Genomic DNA, 15030 nt, shown 5'->3' with positions numbered 1-15030 from the left:
GCGGCTACCTGACGTGCAGCCGGACGAACGTGCCGTCCCACCCGGCCCGCAGCTCCATCAGGTCGACCAGCAGCCGCACCGTCCACAGCCCGAAACCGCGCTGCAGCGCCGAGTCGGGCGGGATGAAGCCGGTGAGCGGGTCCGGCGCGGGGCGCCACAGCCCGTTGTCGCCGATCTCGCAGAGCAGCTCCGGGCCGTCCCGCCAGATCCACATCCCCACCGGGGGGAGCCCGTGCTGCAGCGCGTTCGCCGCGACCTCGTTCGCCGCGGTGACGAGGTTCTGCGAGGGCCGCTTGGCGATCCCGTGCAGCAGCGCCCGCTCGGCGACGAACGAGCGCAGCGCGTGCAGGTCGTCGTCCTGGACCGCGAAGTACTCGGCGTCGGCCGGCCGGCCGAAGCGGCGGCTCCGGTCGCAGTGCGCGCCGAACGTCACCGGGTCGACGTAGTCGCCGCTGGCCATGGCCGGGCCGTCGGACAGCAGCACCGGGTGGGTGCGCCGCGCCTGCTCGACGATCCGGGGCGGCAGCGTCTCGCGGTCGTAGGGGCACAGCGCGCGCGCCCCGGAGTCCTTGAACACCTCGTTGATCAGCGACTCGTAGCGGATCCACTCCAGCGTCTGCCGCTCGTCCCAGCCCGCCCAGACCGGCTCGGCCAGCGCGCACACCGGGCGCGGCGCGAACTTGTTCACCAGCCCCTGGTAGTCGCGCAGGGTGCGGACCGGGTGCTGGTAGAAGCCCTCCGCGCCGATCCACTCGATGCCGTCGCCGGCGGCGAACAGGTCGCGCAGCGCCGACAGGTTCGGCTCCCGGACGACCGCGACGACGGCCTGCCCGGCCTCCAGCCCCGATCGCAGGAACGGCTCGGTCACCGCCAGGAAGTGGTCCGTGCCGCCGTACACGAACGCCCTGTGCTCCAAGTTCATCAGGCGATGCCCTCCGTCTCGGTGAACGCGCGTTCGCGGCCGCGTTCGAGACCGGGCAGCCGGTGCCAGCCGACCATCTCGATGACGTTCTCCACGTCGGCCGGCAGGTGGTCGAGCACCAGCGCCTCGTCGGCCGGCAGCCCGGTGGCCTGCTGCGCCAGCAGGTTCAGCCCGCCGAGGTCGATGAACCCGAGGTCGGCGAAGTCGAGGTGGACGGGCCGCCGGGCCACGCACACCTGCGCCAGCTTCTCGGCGAACACCTGGTGCCGGGCCGCGTCCAGCTCGCCCTCGACGCGCAGGCCGTTGGGCTCGAACGTGCGGACTATCTTCAGGATCCCGTCGTCGAACTCGGGGTTGACTTCCACGAGGACCTCATGGGTGTCGCGCAGGGCGATCAGCTCGTCGTGCGGGCAGGCGTGCCGGTCGATCTGGCAGATCGCCATCGCCATGGTGCTGGGCGAGACGGCGTCGCCGACCCGGTGCTCGCAGCCGAGCATCTCGGCGATGTCCGAGCGCCCCGGCTCGCTGAGCAGCCAGCTGTAGTCGGTGGTCAGCCGGACGGCGCGGAAGCCCTCGCCGAACGCCGCGTCGACCTCCCGGCCGATCGTCTCCAGCATCCGGGCGGGCTCGAAGCCGCCCCGCCGGTCCAGGCAGGCGTCGCGGCGGGAGATCACCCGCAGCTGGCCCGTCCTGCTGTAGGCGTGCACGTCCACGCGGTGCCGCGGGCCGAGGCCGGGCAGGTGCTCGGCGGGGGCGTCGGTCACGTAGACGACCTTCTCGTTGGTCTCCAGCCCCTCGCGGACGAAGGGGCCGATGACCCGGTCGCGCTCCTCGGAGCCGCTGTAGGCCAGCCAGCTGTGGTCGCCGGGCCGGATGTCTTTGACGGGTCGCTTGGCGAACCAGGGTGTCTCCATGGCCTGCCCATCGAGGTCGGTGCGGATTGGTTCAGCGTACGCCCCTGGGCGGGCTTTGGAAGCCCAACGCATCGAGTTCCTCACCCTCCGTTCACCCGCTCCCGGTCGCGCAGGGCCGGTACGGCGGGCAGCCGCAGCCGGAGCCGCACCGTGGTCCCGCCGGGTCCGGTGCGGATCTGGACGATCGTGCACAGCAGCCGTACCGCCCACAGCCCGAACCGGCCGCCGGTGGCGGTGCCGGACGGGCGCGGCGGGACGAGCCCGTAGGCCGAGCCGGGGGCCCAGCGGCCCCGGTCGGCGACCTCGCACACCAGGGCGGGGTCGGCGCCGGGCGCCTCGGTCCACATCCGGAGCGTGATCGGGGGCGCGCCGTGCCGGTGCGCGTTCGTGAGGACCTCGGTGACCGCGACCAGCAGCCGCTGCAGGTCCTCCTCGGGCAGCGGCGTGCGGCGCGCGTAGTCGGTGACGTACGCGCGCAGCCAGTACAGGTCGGGAAGGCCGATCTCCAATTCGTCGGCGTCCTCGGGCGGCGGCGTGAGCGGCTCGCCGTCGCACCGCGCGATGTAGGCCCACGGGTCCATGTACAGGGGGTTGGCCATGGACCTGGCGCCGCGCACCGTCTCGGGGTGGGTGCGGCGCCCGGCGGCGACCACGCCCGCGGGCAGCGACGAGGCGTAGGGGCACATGATGGCGGCGCCGGTGCCGCGGAAGGCGATGTTCAGCATCGCCTCGACCCGCTGCCATTCCAGTACCTCCAGCGGCGGGCGCGACGCCCACACCACCGGCTCGCCGAGGATGCGCAGCCGGCGGCCCCGCCACGCGGTGGCGTCGGCGTCGCTCAGGCAGTCGGCGAGGGTCCGCGCGGGGTGGGAGTACCAGGTCGCGGACTCGACGAACTCGACGTCTCCGGCGGCCGGGCCGAGCGCCTCGCGCAGGAGCATCTCGCGGGCGACCCCGCAGACGGCCACGACGCGGTCGCCCGCCTCGGCGCCGTCCCGCAGGAAGGGCAGGGCCCCGCCGAGGAAGTCGTCCACCCCGTCGTACGGCAGTACGCAATGGGTGAAGGAATCGCTCACGGCGGCCCCAGGTTCGTCCTCGTTCCCGGCGTTCCCCGCCTGCCGCGGCGCCGGCAGACCCATCAAGGGTAGGCCGCCCGCCCGCCGCCGCGCCGATCCGGTGACACGAATACCGCGCCGGGTTTTTCACATAGTGCGACGGGGTGAGGGCCGGGGGCGGCGGTAGAGGACGGCGCGCATGCCGGGGGCGAGGGCGGCGACTATTTCATCGGCCGTCATCGAGGCGAGCGGTTCCACCGCGAGGATGTAGCGGCCGAAGATCACGCCGGCGAGCTGGGCGCCGAACGCGGCGGCGCGGTGGCGCGCGTCGGGGCCGCCGACGTGCTCGGCGATCCGGTCGATCATCTCGTGGCCGACGACGTCGCGCAGCAGCCGGATGAGCTCGGCGTCCTGCGTCGCGGCGCGCACCATGAAGGTCAGCTGCCGGCCGCGCTCGGGGTCGTCCCAGGTGCCGAGCATCGCGCGCAGGACGCGTTCGGGCAGCGTGGCGGGGTCGCCGGGGAGCGCGGAGGCCAGCACGTCGGGCGGGTTGGCCAGCAGCCCGAGGACGGCGCCGAACAGCCCCTTCTTGGAGCCGAAGAAGTAGCTGACCAGCGCGGCGTCCACGTCCGCCTCGGCGGCGATGGAGCGCAGCGTGACCTTGGCGTAGCCGTCGGCGAGGAAGCGGCGGCGGGCGACCGCGAGGATCTGCGCGCGGGTGTCGGGGCTGCCGCGCCGGCGCCCGCGCCCGGTGCGCCGGGGCGCCGGCCCCGGTTTATTCATCATGGTTGAAATGTAGTGGGCGCGGGGGCCAGATTCGAGGTGTCACAGCGAAGAGGATCCGTCACCAGGAGGCTTCGATGGCCACCACCGAACCGGCGACCGGAGGGCAGGTCCACCGGGCCGTGCTGCCGGCCGTCATGCTCGCCCTCGCCACCGTCGTGTCGGCGGTCGCGTCGCTCAACACCGCCATCCCGTCCATCGCCCGCGACACCGGCGCGACCCAGACGCAGCTCGCCTGGATCATCGACGCCTACGCGCTGGTGTTCGCGGCGCTGCTGCTGCTCGGCGGCGCGATCGGGGACCGGTACGGCCGCCGCCGCGCGCTCGCCGCCGGGCTCGTGGTCTTCGGCGCCGGGTCGGTCGCGGCGATGCTGGCGAGCGACCCGGAATGGCTGATCGCGATGCGCGGCGTCCTCGGCGTCGGCGCGGCGCTGGTGATGCCCGCGACGCTGTCCACGATCACCTCCACGTTCCCGCCGCAGCAGCGGACCCGCGCGGTCGGCGCCTGGGCCGGCGTCGCCGGGGCCAGCGCGATCTTCGGCCTGCTGGTCTCGGGCAGCCTGCTGGAGCAGTGGTCGTGGCGGTCGGTGTTCCTGCTGAACATCGTGCTCGCGGTGATCGCCCTCGTCGCGACGCTGGCGGTCGTCCCCGAGTCCGCCGAACCGGACGCGCCGCGGCTGGACGTCACCGGCGCGCTCATCACCGTCGTCGGGCTCGGCGCCGGCGTCTACTCGATCATCGAGGCGCCGACCGAGGGCTGGACGAGCGCCCGCACGCTGATCGGCCTCGCCGCCGCCGTCGCCGTCCTCGCCGGGTTCGTCGGCTGGGAGCTGACCCGGCGGAACCCGCTGCTGGACCCCCGGCTGTTCCGGCACCGCGCCTTCTCCGCCGGCGCCCTGTCGATCACCGTGCAGTTCTTCGCCTTCTTCGGCTTCGTCTTCATCGTCCTGCAGTACCTGCAGCTGGTGAAGGGGCACGGCCCGCTGCTCGCGGCGACCTGCCTGCTGCCGATGGCCGCCGCGATGATGCCGTCCGCCCGCGGCATCGCCCCCCGCGCCGCCGCGAAGGTCGGGCCGCGCCGCGTCATCGTCGCCGGGCTGATCCTGGTCTCCGTCGGGATGCTGGTGCTGTCGCTGCTGGACACCGGCACCAGCTACTGGGTGATGCTGGGCGGCCTCATCCCGCTCGGCGCCGGGATGGGCCTCGCCATGACGCCCGCCACCGCGTCCGTCACCGACGCGCTCCCGCCGGAGAAGCAGGGCGTCGGCTCGGCGATGAACGACCTGGCCCGCGAGCTCGGCGGCGCCCTCGGCATCGCGGTGCTCGGCAGCCTCCTGCAGTCCGGCTACCGCTCGAACCTGGACACCTCGGCCCTTCCGGGGCCCGCCGCCGAGCAGGCCCGCACGTCGCTGGCCATGGCCGCGCACGCCGGACCGCAGGTGATGCGGCAGGCGCAGGCGGCGTTCGCGGACGGCCTGCACACCGCGCTGCTGTCCGCCGCCGTCGTGCTGGCCGTCACCGCCGTGGTGGTCGGCGCCCTCTACCGCCGCCCCGACCAGGCGCCCGCGGCGGCGCACACCGGTCAGGAGGCGGCAGCGAGGGAAACGGCGAATTGACGGCCTGCCGCCCGGCCGGCGCGACGGCGCGGAGAACGGACCCCCGCACGGTGCGGGGGTCCGTTCCGCGTCCGCGGGCTCAGCCGGCCCAGTCGATGATGCGCGCGTCGGCCCGGAACCGGAGCGCGGGGTCGGTGTAGCGGGCCTCGGGGACGGCGTACAGCGCCTCCACACCCGCCTGCTGGAGCGGGTACGACGCGGCGAGTTCCGCCAGCTCCGCCGCCGACAGCGGCAGCGCGGCGCGGGACATCAGCAGGCCGACCTCGGCGATGACGCGCGGGTCGTCGGGGGACGGCGCGGGGGACAGGGCGGTCTCGGTCATGGTTCCTCCAGGGGCTCGGACGGCCGGGGCGCGCCGGGACGTCCTCGGGACGGCAGGGGACGGCAGGGGACGGCAGGGGACGGCGGGGGACGCGGGCCGACGGTCAGGCGGCGACGAGGGCGGGGACGCGCCGGTGCCAGTCCGTGACCTGCTGGAAGGCGTCCGCCGCGCGCAGCACGCCGGCCTCCCCGAACGCCGGGCCGGCGAACTGGATCGACAGCGGCAGCCCGGCGGCGGTGGCGCCCATGGGGGCGGCCAGCACGGGGTTGCCGACGCAGTCCCAGTACTGGGTGAAGATGGTGCGGAACAGGCCCTCGATGTCGATCCGGCCCGCGTCGTCGGTCAGGTCGTCGTAGCGCGGCGCGCCGATGGCCGCGGTCGGGCAGACGATCACGTCGAGGTCGTCGAACATGCGCGCCACCGCGTCCTGCGCGACCCGCCGCACCCGCTGCGCCTGCACGTAGTCGGCGCCGGTGACCAGCGCGCCGCGCGCCAGCATGAGACGGGTCGCCGCGAAGTAGTCGTCCCAGCGCCCCACCAGGTCGTTGCGGTGGTAGGCGAACGCCTCGGCGCACATCGTGACGAGGTTGGCGGTGAGCATCTCCGTCCAGTACGGCAGCTCGGCGTCCACGAGCGTCGCGCCGAGCCCGGTGAGGACGCCGAGCGCCGCGTCGAACGCGGGGGCGAGCGCCGGGTCCGCCTCGTCCGGGAAGTGCCCGGCCCGGACGACCCCGATCCGCACCCCCTCCAGCGAGCCGTCGAGCACCGGAGCGCCGTAGGGCAGGTCGACGCTGTCGGGGTCGCTGGCGTGCGGCCCGGCGATGACGTCGAGGACGGCCGCGCAGTCGCGGGCGCTGCGCGCCAGCGGGCCGACGTGGTCGAGGCTGTAGCCGAGCGGCGCCACACCCGACTTCGGCACCCGGCCGAACGTCGGCATCAGCCCGGTGACCCCGCAGAACGCCGACGGGATGCGGATGCTCCCGGCGGTGTCGGTGCCGAGCCCGGCGAAGAACAGCCCGGCGGCGACGCCGTTGCCCGTCCCGGAGCTGGAGCCGCCCGGCCACGTCGCGGTGTCCCAGGGGTTGCGCGGCATCGGGAACGGCTTGGACGGGTCCGGCATCCCGCACGCGAACTCCATCGTGGTGACCTTGCCGGTGATCACCGCGCCCGCCGCCTTCAGCCGGGAGACCACCGGCGCGTCCCGGCCGGCGGCCCAGGCCGGGTCGAGGACCAGGCTCTGCGCCGTCGTCGGTCCCTCGGCCATCGCGATGATGTCCTTGACGCCGAACGGGACGCCCTGCAGCGGACCCCGGTCGACCCCCTCGGCCAGCTCGCGGTCGGCGCGCTCGGCCTGCTCCAGCGCGTGGTCGTCGAACCGGGCCAGGTAGGTGCCGATCTCGCCGTCGTGCCGGTCGGCCGCGGCCAGGGCGTCCTCGGTCAGCCGGACGCTCGTCACCGCGCCGGCGCGCAGCGCCTCGGCGGCCTCGGTCAGGGTCAGCGGTGTCTCCATGGTTCTCCTTCGGAAGGGCATGCCGCGGGCACGTCCGGACGGCGGGCGGCCGTGCGGACGCGGAATCGGCGAGGTGAGGGGTGGTCAGCGGTGCCGCGGTCGGCGGCGCGCGCTCAGGTGATGCGCGGTCACGGGACGCGGGAGACCAGCTGGAAGCGGTCCGCCCGCAGGTGGATGTGGGCGAGGTCGAACGGCCGCCCGCCGGGGGCGCGGATGACCTGCTCCAGGGTGACGACGGGAGCGCCCTCGGGCAGGCCGAGCGGCCCGGCCGTGGCGGCGTCGGCGGGCAGGCAGCCGAGCACGAACTCCGACTCGCCGACGGTCAGGCCCGCCTCCGCGAGCAGCGCGTACCAGTCCGAGACGAACGGCATCGCGCCGAGCCGCTCGGCCTCCGGGAACAGCACGTAGTTGGTCGCCATCGCCACCGGCTCCTCGCCGAGCAGCGCCACGTACTCCAGCCGCAGGCAGGGGTCGCCCGCCCGGGCGCCGAGCCGCTCGGCCGCGACGGCCGGCAGCGCGATGACGGAACGGTCCAGGACGCGGGGGCGCATCCGCCGGTCGAAGACGCCGCCCGCGACGGGGGCGGCGGCGCCGTGCGCCTCGGCGAGCGGCGCGAGCACCGCCTCGCCGACGGCGTGCGTGCCGATGCCCTGCCGGCGGCTGACGAGCCCCTCCGCGCGCAGCAGTGCGAGCGCCTCGCGCACCGTCGCCCGGGTGACGCCGTGCGCGGCCATCAGTTCCGGCTCGCCGGGCAGCGTCCCGCCGGGGTAGGCGCCCCGCAGGATCGCCGAACGCAGCAGGTCGCGCAGCCGCCGCACGTCCGCGCCGGCCCGTGCGGCGGCACGTGCGGGACGGCCGCCCGCCGCGCGCCGCCTGGTCGCCGTCATGGGTCGCGACGATAGGGAGCCGCCGTTGCCCCCGCATGTTCCGGTCGTTGCCGGCGTGTTACGGTCCACGACCGTCATCGCACCTCCCGCGCCCCGGCCTTGTTCACGTCCAGGACGTTAGGAAGGGCCCGTTGCGGGAGGATGTCGCCGCGATTGCGCCGCGTTACGCCGTGCCGCGCCGCCGTCCCGGCGCCCCGGCCTGCGGGAACGCGGGGACGGCGCGGCGATTCGCCGAGTTGCGCCCGGCAACGCCGTCCTTGGGGCCGGGCGCCGGTAATCCGCTGACATGCCGACCACCCGGGACGCTAAGCTGAACGCGCTCCTGCACGGAGCACCGGCGGGCGTGGCGAAGTAGGCATACGCGGCAGGTTTAGGTCCTGTTGGTGGAGACACCGTGGGGGTTCGAGTCCCCCCGCCCGCACCCGTTCCGCCGCCCGCGCCCGTCCCGCCGCCGGAGCCCGGCCGGCGCCGGCGGGGTCAGAGCGACAGGTCGCGGCGCAGCCGCTCGACGTGGCCGGTGGCCTTCACGTTGTAGTAGGCCTTCTCGATCTTGCCGTCGGCGTCGATGATGAACGTCGAGCGGATCACCCCGACGACGACCTTGCCGTACAGCTTCTTCTCGCCGTAGGCGCCGTACGCCTGCAGGACCTCGGCGTCCGGGTCGGACAGCAGCGGGAAGGTCAGGCCCTCCTTCTCGCGGAACTTCGCGAGCTTGGCGGGCTTGTCGGGGGAGACCCCGACGACGGCGACGCCCGCCGCCTCCAGCTCGGCCAGGCTGCCCTGGAAGTCGACGGACTCCTTGGTGCAGCCGGGGGTCATGGCCGCGGGGTAGAAGTAGAGGATCACCCGCCTGCCGCGGAACGAGGCCAGCGAGACCGGGGACGCGTCGGCGTCCGGAAGCTCGAAATCGGGGGCTGCGTCGCCCGGCTCTAGCCGCTGTGACACCCTGTGCCGCCTTTCGCTCGGATCGTGGGTCCAACGGTACCGCTCGGGGTCCGCCGGGCGCCCGGCGGGAAGACCTGCGACACTGTTCGGATCATGCTTCGCTCGGCACGACTTCGCTGACACGACAAGGACAACGGCATGGCTGACCGCGACCCGGAGGCGCTGGAGCGGGAGATCGAGCGCACCCGCCGGGAACTCGCCCGCACGATCGACGAGCTCGCCGAGCGGGTCAACCCGAAGAACCTCGCGCACAAGGGCAGTGAGCGGATCAAGGAGGAGGCCGGGCAGCTCGTCCAGGCCGTGAACGCGATGGTGCGGCCGGAGGGCGAGGACGGCGAGCCCGGCCGGCTCGACAAGCGCGTCGTGTACGCGGGCGCCGCCGCCGCGGTCACCCTGACCGCTTACGTCCTGTGGCGCCGTAAGCGCAAGCGCCGCTGAAACCGCCTCGCAAGGCGCCGGACCGCGACCCGCGGCCGGCGCTTTCGCGTTCGCGGGAACCGCCGGCCCGGGGGCGGGGCGCCTGGAGGGCGGCGGTGCGCGCCGTCCGGGCGAGGAGGTCGGCGACGCGGCGCAGCTCGGCCAGCTCGGTGCGGCAGGGCGGGCAGCCGCGCAGGTGCGCCGCGAGCGCGTCGGCCTCGGCCCCGGTGAGCCGCCCGAGGGCGTAGACGCCGAGGCCGGTCCGGTACTGGCCGCAGCCGGGTGCTTCCACGTCCAGCAGTACGGCGGCGGGCGGCGGCCCGTTCAGCCGAGGTCGGGGGCGGTGGCGGTGAAGCGGGCCTCCACGGCGGCGCGGACGATCTGCACCTCCGGTTCCAGGTCGACCGGCTCCGGCTCGCCCGCGTCGCCGGGGGCGCGGCCGAACGCGCCCGCCAGCGCGACGGGCCCGGTCACGCCCTCGGCGCGGCCGAGGCCCTCGTCGGACAGCTCGATCAGCCCGGTGAGCCGGGCGCCGAGCGCCGAGGCGTACCGGCGGGCGCGCTCGACGGCCTCCTGGGCGGCCTGCTCGGCGGCGCGGCGGTGCACGTCGCTGCCGGGGCGCAGGTCCCAGTCGGGGCCGTCCACGCGGGTGCGCTCCAGGTCGCCGAGCCGGGCGACCAGCTCGCCGAGCACCGTGAAGTCGGCGACCGTCACCTTGATCAGCACGGTGCCCTGGTAGGCGCGGATGTCGCCCTCGCGCCGCCGGTACCGGATCAGCGGGGTGATCACCAGCCCGCCGGTCTCGAGCTTCTCCACCGCGTCGCCGTAGGACCCGATCAGGTCGAGCGCGGCCCGGTTGCGTTCGGTGAGCCGGTCCAGCGCCCTGCGCCGGTCGGGCTCCTGCGACTGGACCTGCACCGACAGCCGGGCGATCTCCGGTTCGGCCTCCAGTACCGCCTCGCCGCGCACATTGATGATCGGAGCGTCGCTCATACCGCCAACCTAGCCGGTGGCGGGACGCAGCCCCCGCGGGGACGGGGCGGCTAGAGGAAGGTCCGGCCCTCGCCCCGGTAGGTCGGGACGGTCCGGACGAACCGGTCGCCGTCGATCAGGTGCAGCTCGGCGAACCGCTCGCACAGCTCGCCGGCCTTGGTGTGCCGGAACCAGACCCGGTCGCCGATCCGCAGGCCGTCGGCGGCGCGGCCGAGCAGCGGCGTCTGCACCTCGCCCGCGCCCTCGTTGGGGTCGAAGGACAGGCCGGCGGGCAGGTAGGGCCGGGGCAGCCGGACGTCGTCGGCGGGCCCGGAGGCGAGGTAGCCGCCGCCGAGGCAGGTCGCGACGCCGGGGCCGGGGCGGCGGACGACGGGCAGCGCGAACAGCGCGGCGGGCCGTCCGGTGAAGTTGGAGTAGTAGTCGAACAGGTGCGGCTGGTACAGCCCGGACCCGGCGGCGATCTCGGTGACGGCGCGCTCGGCGGCGGTCTTCTCCACGCTGCCGGTGCCGCCGCCGTTGACGAACTCCAGCTCGGTCAGCTCGCGGACGGCCCGGACGATCGCGGCGCGGCGCCGGGCCAGTTCCATCCGGGACCGCTGCTGCATCGCGCGGATCACCCGGCCGCGCGTGGGGCGCCCGGGCGGCTGGTCGCCGACGCCGGCGATCTGCGACTCGTAGGCCATCAGCCCGGCCAGGTGCAGGCCGGGGCGCTTGAGGATCCGCTCGGCGAACGCGGCGACGTCGGCGGGGGTGCGCAGCGGGGAGCGCAGCGCGCCGATCCGGACCCGCCCGGCGAGGGGGCGGTAGGAGGCGTCGATGTCGACGCAGACCCGGATGCGGGCGTCGCCGGCGGCGCTCTCGATCAGGTCGAGGTGCTCGGGGCAGTCGACCATCAGGGTGATCGCGCGGGCGGCGCCGGGGTCGGCGGCGAGCGCGGCGATCGCGGTGCGGTCGGCGGTCGGGTAGGCGACGAGGATGTCGTCGCTGACGCCCTCGGCGGCGAGCCAGAGCGCCTCCGGCAGCGTGAACGCCATGACGCCCGCGAAGCCGTCCATGGCGAGCGCCTCCTCCAGGAGGGCGCGGCACCGCACCGACTTGCTGGCGATCCTGACGGGCTTGCCGGCGGCGCGGCGCACCAGGTCGGCGGCGTTGGCGCGGAAGGCCGCGAGGTCGACGGCCGCGAACGGCGCCTCGAGGCCGGCGGTCGCGGTGTCGTAGCGGTCCCGGAGGTTCATGTCTGCCACACTGCCACAATAACGGTAAATGTGAAAAGCTCTCACATACCGTCAGGGGCCGCCGTGCGGCGCGCTCACCCCTTGCGCGGATGGGCGTCGAAGAACCTCCACAGCATCTCACTCGCCTCGGACGGCCAGGCGTGCCTGCCGCCCTGGACCTTGCAGAACGTCACCTCGACGCCCTTGGCGCCGTCGCCCGTCCCCTGGCAGTCGGTGTTGCCGCTGAGCGCCTTCACGTCCTCGTGCGGCTTCGGCAGGTTCGCGACCTTCCGCCAGAAGTCCACCGCCTCCGAGACGGGCGGGAACGGCCGCTTGTCGTTGAAGTCGCGGTTCCCGCCGCCGTTGAACGGGACGTTCTGGTCCGCCGTCCCATGGAAGATCATCGCCGACACCGGGCGGTCCGGGTCGCACTTGGTCACCAGCGACCCCTCGACCACCCCGATCGCGGCGACCTTGCCGGCCTTCTCGCAGGCCAGCTTGTACGCCATTCCGGCGCCGTTGGAGAAGCCGGTGACGAACACCCGGTCCGGATCGGCCAGCCCCGCGCCGGTCAGCTTGTCGATGAGCTTGCCGAGGAACCCGACGTCGTCGATGTGGCCGATCTTCGCGGCGCCGCAGCAGCTCCCCGCGTTCCAGGTCGTCATGAACCCGTCCGGGTAGGCGACCACGAACCCCTTGGCGTCGGAGATCTTGTCGAACCCCGTCAGCGACTCCATCTTGTTCATGTTGGCGAGCCCGCCGTGCAGCGCGATCACCAGCGCGGGCGCGTCTGCGGGCTTGCCGTCCTTCCACTTCCCGCCCGACACCTTGGACGGGATGTGCAGCAGGTACTCGCGGTGGCCGGGCGTGCCCACGTCGATCTTCTGCTTGTGCGTGCCCGCGCCCGTCGGGATGCCGTCGACCGTCGCGGGCCGCTTCCCGCCCTTCTCGCCGCCGTCGCCGCCCTTGCCGCCGCCCTTGCTCGTACAGCCCGCGAGGACGACCGCGACCGCGAGCGCCAGCACCAGGATTCGCCGCATGCGTGCAAAAGTAACCTCAACACCCGCCCTCAAACTACTCATGAGTAAACAAGTCGGTTTCCGGAGTGGGAACGGCCGCGTGCGTCAGCGCGGGAACACCGAGGGTGACGCCGTGGCGCGGCACGGCCGCGGGACGGGCGGGCGCCGAGTAGGCTCGTTTCCCCGTATCCGCATGTGAGCTGGTGCTTCGCGGCGAGAGTGAGACCGAGACGTGGACCGAGCCGACCGACGAGCCGACCCATACGTGCTGACCCTGTCGTGCCCCGACCGGCCGGGCATCGTCGCCGCCGTCTCCGGGCTGCTGGCCGAGCGCGGATGCAACATCGTGGAGAGCCAGCAGTTCGGCGACCCCGGGTCCGGCACGTTCTTCATGCGGGTCCAGTTCGCCGCCCTGCCGGACACCGACGCCGACGAGCTGCGCGGCGCGTTCGCGTCCCTGGTCCCCGAGCTCGGGCTGCAGTGGCGGCTGCACGACCTGTCCGAGCGCCCGCGCGTGCTGATCATGGTGTCGAAGAGCGGGCACTGCCTGAACGACCTGCTCTACCGGCAGCGCTCCGGGCTGCTCGACATCGACGTCGCCGCGGTCGCCTCCAACCACCCCGACCTGCGGCCGCTCACCCAGTCGTACGGGATCGACTACCACCACCTGCCGGCCGGCCCCGGCGGCAAGGCCGCGCAGGAGGCGGAGATCCTCGCGCTCGTCGAGCACTACCGCGCCGACCTCGTCGTCCTCGCCCGGTACATGCAGATCCTCTCCGACGACTTCTGCGCCAAGCTGCCCGGCGCGATCATCAACATCCACCACTCGTTCCTGCCGAGCTTCAAGGGCGCCCGCCCCTACCACCGGGCGCACGAGCGCGGAGTCAAGCTGATCGGCGCCACCGCGCACTACGTCACCGCCGACCTGGACGAGGGGCCGATCATCGAGCAGGAGGTCGCCCGCGTCGACCACACCCACAGCCCCGAGGAGCTGGTGGCGGTCGGCCGCGACGTCGAATGCCTCGCGCTGGCCCGCGCCGTCCGCTGGCACGCCGAGCACCGCGTGCTCCTCAACGGGGACCGCACCGTCGTCTTCCGCTGACCCTCGCCGGCCCGCTGCCCGACCCCGGCGCCCGGCCCGCTGACCGATCGCGCAGGTGAAAGCGTGAGATGTCGGCATGGCGTGTTTCACTCCGCGTGACAATGCCTCACCATGAGTAGTGTCCGGACGTGCTCGTGGCTCACGGGGGTGGCTATGGCCGAGGCTCTGGTCAAGGACCTGATCGAGGAAGAGCGCAGCAGGCGGCAGGCGCGGCGCCTGGCCGTCCGCGAGTTCCGCCCGCGGCGCGCGCTCGCCGGGCTGGCGGCGGCGCTGCTGGTCACCGCCACCGGCGGGATCGCCGCCATCGAACTGCTCGCCGCCGCGCTGCACTCCGGCGTCCACCCGGTACCGGGCATGGGCGCGCTCGTGCACGCGATGCGGCACCGCCCGTGGCGCGACGGGCACGTCCGCGAGGTCGCCGCCGCGATGGCGGGCTGCGGGCTGCTGTTCCTGCTCGCCGCGCTGCCCGGCCGGCTGCGCGGCGTCCCGCTGGACGGCGCCGACCCGCGCCTGGCGGGCGTCGTCCGCCGCTCCGCGCTGCGCCGGGCCGCCGCGGAGGCGGCGCTGACCGTCCCGGGGATCGAACGCGCCCGGGCCCGCGGCCTCGGCGTGCTCCGGCGGCGGCTGGTCGTCCGCGCCGCCACGCAGTACCGCAATCCCGCGAACCTGGAGGAACTGGTGCACGCCGCGGTCGCCGCGCGCCTCGACCGGATCGAGCCGATGCACCGTCCCCTGGTCGACGTCCGGCTGGGCTGGCGGAAGGACTGACGATGAGGATCCCGATCGCGGCGACCGGCGCCCTGCTGCTGCTGTGCGGCGCGTCCGCCCTCGCCCTCGGCGCGTCCGGCCTGGCCGGACGCCCGCCGCTCGACCCCGTGCTGGTGCGCTTCGCCGGCGGCGCCCCGTGGTTCCTGCCCGCCGCCGCCGGCGTCGCCGAGGTGCTGGCGCTCGCCGGCCAGCTGTGGCTGGTCGTGCAGGGCCGCACCGTCGTCCACCTGCGCTGGCCCGACCTCGACCCGCGGACCCGGGCGCACGCCCGCGCCGCCGCCGACGTCCTCGTCAAGGACGCCGAGGAGCTCCCGGACGTCCAGGACGTCCGGATCCGCCTCACCGGCACCGCGAACCGGCCCCGCCTCGTCATGCACGTGACGTGCGCGGGCGACGCGCTGCTCAGCGAGGTCTACGGCGAGCTCGGCGCGGGGCCCATCGAGCGCTACCGCCGCGCCCTCGGCATGCCGGACCTGAAGGCGGTCGTCCGCTTCCGGCTGGCGTTCCCGCAGCAGCCCAGGCGGCCGCGGCCGCGCAAGCCGCAGCCCGAGACCGCCTGACCC

At 74.4% G+C, this 15030-nt stretch carries 17 protein-coding genes and 1 tRNA gene; 6 read left to right on the top strand and 12 right to left on the bottom strand.

Features of this window, described 5'->3' with window-relative positions; translation table 11 throughout:
- Positions 1-4: 4 nt before the first annotated feature.
- The 4 genes from ACA514_RS11450 to ACA514_RS11435 all read right to left on the bottom strand — a co-directional run bounded on the left by ACA514_RS11450 (position 5) and on the right by ACA514_RS11435 (position 3677).
- A complete protein-coding gene (locus ACA514_RS11450) occupies positions 5-922 on the bottom strand; it encodes an anti-sigma factor RsbA family regulatory protein (RefSeq protein WP_375041038.1) in 918 nt (305 codons plus the stop codon).
- Complete coding sequence (locus ACA514_RS11445; protein ID WP_375041037.1) at positions 922-1836, bottom strand: MEDS domain-containing protein; 915 nt, start codon at positions 1834-1836, stop codon at positions 922-924. The genes ACA514_RS11450 and ACA514_RS11445 overlap by 1 nt, the downstream gene beginning before the upstream one ends.
- A gap of 80 nt (positions 1837-1916) precedes the next feature.
- Positions 1917-2912, bottom strand: a complete 996-nt coding sequence (locus tag ACA514_RS11440) for an anti-sigma factor RsbA family regulatory protein (protein ID WP_375041036.1) — start codon at positions 2910-2912, stop codon at positions 1917-1919.
- Between the two features lie 126 nt (positions 2913-3038).
- Positions 3039-3677 carry a TetR family transcriptional regulator gene (locus tag ACA514_RS11435; protein ID WP_375041035.1) on the bottom strand — a complete coding sequence of 213 codons (639 nt, stop codon included), beginning with the start codon at positions 3675-3677 and terminating at the stop codon, positions 3039-3041.
- Between the two features lie 74 nt (positions 3678-3751).
- Between ACA514_RS11435 and ACA514_RS11430 the strand changes: the two genes are divergently transcribed.
- Positions 3752-5290, top strand: a complete 1539-nt coding sequence (locus ACA514_RS11430) for an MFS transporter (protein WP_375041034.1) — start codon at positions 3752-3754, stop codon at positions 5288-5290.
- A 79-nt stretch (positions 5291-5369) separates the two neighbouring features.
- Here the strand turns inward: ACA514_RS11430 and ACA514_RS11425 are convergent, their stop codons facing one another.
- The 3 genes from ACA514_RS11425 to ACA514_RS11415 form a co-directional block, all read right to left on the bottom strand.
- Complete coding sequence (locus ACA514_RS11425) at positions 5370-5612, bottom strand: hypothetical protein (RefSeq protein WP_375041033.1); 243 nt, start codon at positions 5610-5612, stop codon at positions 5370-5372.
- A gap of 103 nt (positions 5613-5715) precedes the next feature.
- On the bottom strand, positions 5716-7122 hold the full coding sequence (locus ACA514_RS11420; protein WP_375041032.1) for an amidase: 1407 nt from the start codon (positions 7120-7122) through the stop codon (positions 5716-5718).
- Between the two features lie 128 nt (positions 7123-7250).
- Positions 7251-8009, bottom strand: a complete 759-nt coding sequence (locus ACA514_RS11415) for a GntR family transcriptional regulator (RefSeq protein ID WP_375041031.1) — start codon at positions 8007-8009, stop codon at positions 7251-7253.
- A gap of 337 nt (positions 8010-8346) precedes the next feature.
- On the opposite strand from ACA514_RS11415, the gene ACA514_RS11410 reads away from it, so the two are divergent.
- Positions 8347-8430, top strand: a tRNA-Leu gene (locus ACA514_RS11410).
- Between the two features lie 56 nt (positions 8431-8486).
- On the opposite strand, the gene bcp is transcribed toward ACA514_RS11410, so the two are convergent.
- Positions 8487-8954 carry a thioredoxin-dependent thiol peroxidase gene (gene bcp / locus ACA514_RS11405; RefSeq protein ID WP_375041030.1) on the bottom strand — a complete coding sequence of 156 codons (468 nt, stop codon included), beginning with the start codon at positions 8952-8954 and terminating at the stop codon, positions 8487-8489.
- Positions 8955-9092: 138 nt separating this feature from the next.
- Here bcp and ACA514_RS11400 point away from each other — a divergent pair, with 138 nt between their 5' ends.
- Positions 9093-9392 (top strand): DUF3618 domain-containing protein, encoded by a 300-nt coding sequence (locus ACA514_RS11400; RefSeq protein ID WP_375041029.1) that lies wholly within the window; start codon positions 9093-9095, stop codon positions 9390-9392.
- On the opposite strand, the gene ACA514_RS11395 is transcribed toward ACA514_RS11400, so the two are convergent.
- The 4 genes from ACA514_RS11395 to ACA514_RS11380 form a co-directional block, all read right to left on the bottom strand.
- Positions 9343-9663: an anti-sigma factor family protein gene (locus ACA514_RS11395; RefSeq protein WP_375041028.1), complete on the bottom strand. Its 321-nt coding sequence runs from the start codon at positions 9661-9663 to the stop codon at positions 9343-9345. The genes ACA514_RS11400 and ACA514_RS11395 overlap by 50 nt on opposite strands.
- Positions 9664-9695: 32 nt before the next feature.
- Positions 9696-10364 carry an SIMPL domain-containing protein gene (locus tag ACA514_RS11390; RefSeq protein ID WP_375041027.1) on the bottom strand — a complete coding sequence of 223 codons (669 nt, stop codon included), beginning with the start codon at positions 10362-10364 and terminating at the stop codon, positions 9696-9698.
- Between the two features lie 50 nt (positions 10365-10414).
- Positions 10415-11599: an amino acid deaminase/aldolase gene (locus ACA514_RS11385; RefSeq protein ID WP_375041026.1), complete on the bottom strand. Its 1185-nt coding sequence runs from the start codon at positions 11597-11599 to the stop codon at positions 10415-10417.
- A gap of 74 nt (positions 11600-11673) precedes the next feature.
- Positions 11674-12618 carry an alpha/beta hydrolase family esterase gene (locus tag ACA514_RS11380; RefSeq protein WP_375041025.1) on the bottom strand — a complete coding sequence of 315 codons (945 nt, stop codon included), beginning with the start codon at positions 12616-12618 and terminating at the stop codon, positions 11674-11676.
- Positions 12619-12829: 211 nt separating this feature from the next.
- On the opposite strand from ACA514_RS11380, the gene purU reads away from it, so the two are divergent.
- From purU to ACA514_RS11365, 3 genes are all read left to right on the top strand, one after another.
- Positions 12830-13699 carry a formyltetrahydrofolate deformylase gene (gene purU / locus ACA514_RS11375; RefSeq protein ID WP_375041024.1) on the top strand — a complete coding sequence of 290 codons (870 nt, stop codon included), beginning with the start codon at positions 12830-12832 and terminating at the stop codon, positions 13697-13699.
- Positions 13700-13852: 153 nt separating this feature from the next.
- Positions 13853-14467, top strand: a complete 615-nt coding sequence (locus tag ACA514_RS11370; RefSeq protein WP_375041023.1) for a DUF6286 domain-containing protein — start codon at positions 13853-13855, stop codon at positions 14465-14467.
- 2 nt (positions 14468-14469) lie between these two features.
- Positions 14470-15027: a hypothetical protein gene (locus ACA514_RS11365; protein WP_375041022.1), complete on the top strand. Its 558-nt coding sequence runs from the start codon at positions 14470-14472 to the stop codon at positions 15025-15027.
- Positions 15028-15030 lie beyond the last annotated feature (3 nt).

It is taken from the genome of Actinomadura sp. NTSP31 (assembly GCF_041951385.1).
Classification (GTDB): domain Bacteria; phylum Actinomycetota; class Actinomycetes; order Streptosporangiales; family Streptosporangiaceae; genus Spirillospora; species Spirillospora napierensis.
Note: the sequence above shows the minus strand (reverse complement) of the source record. Positions and strands in the feature narration are given on the sequence as shown.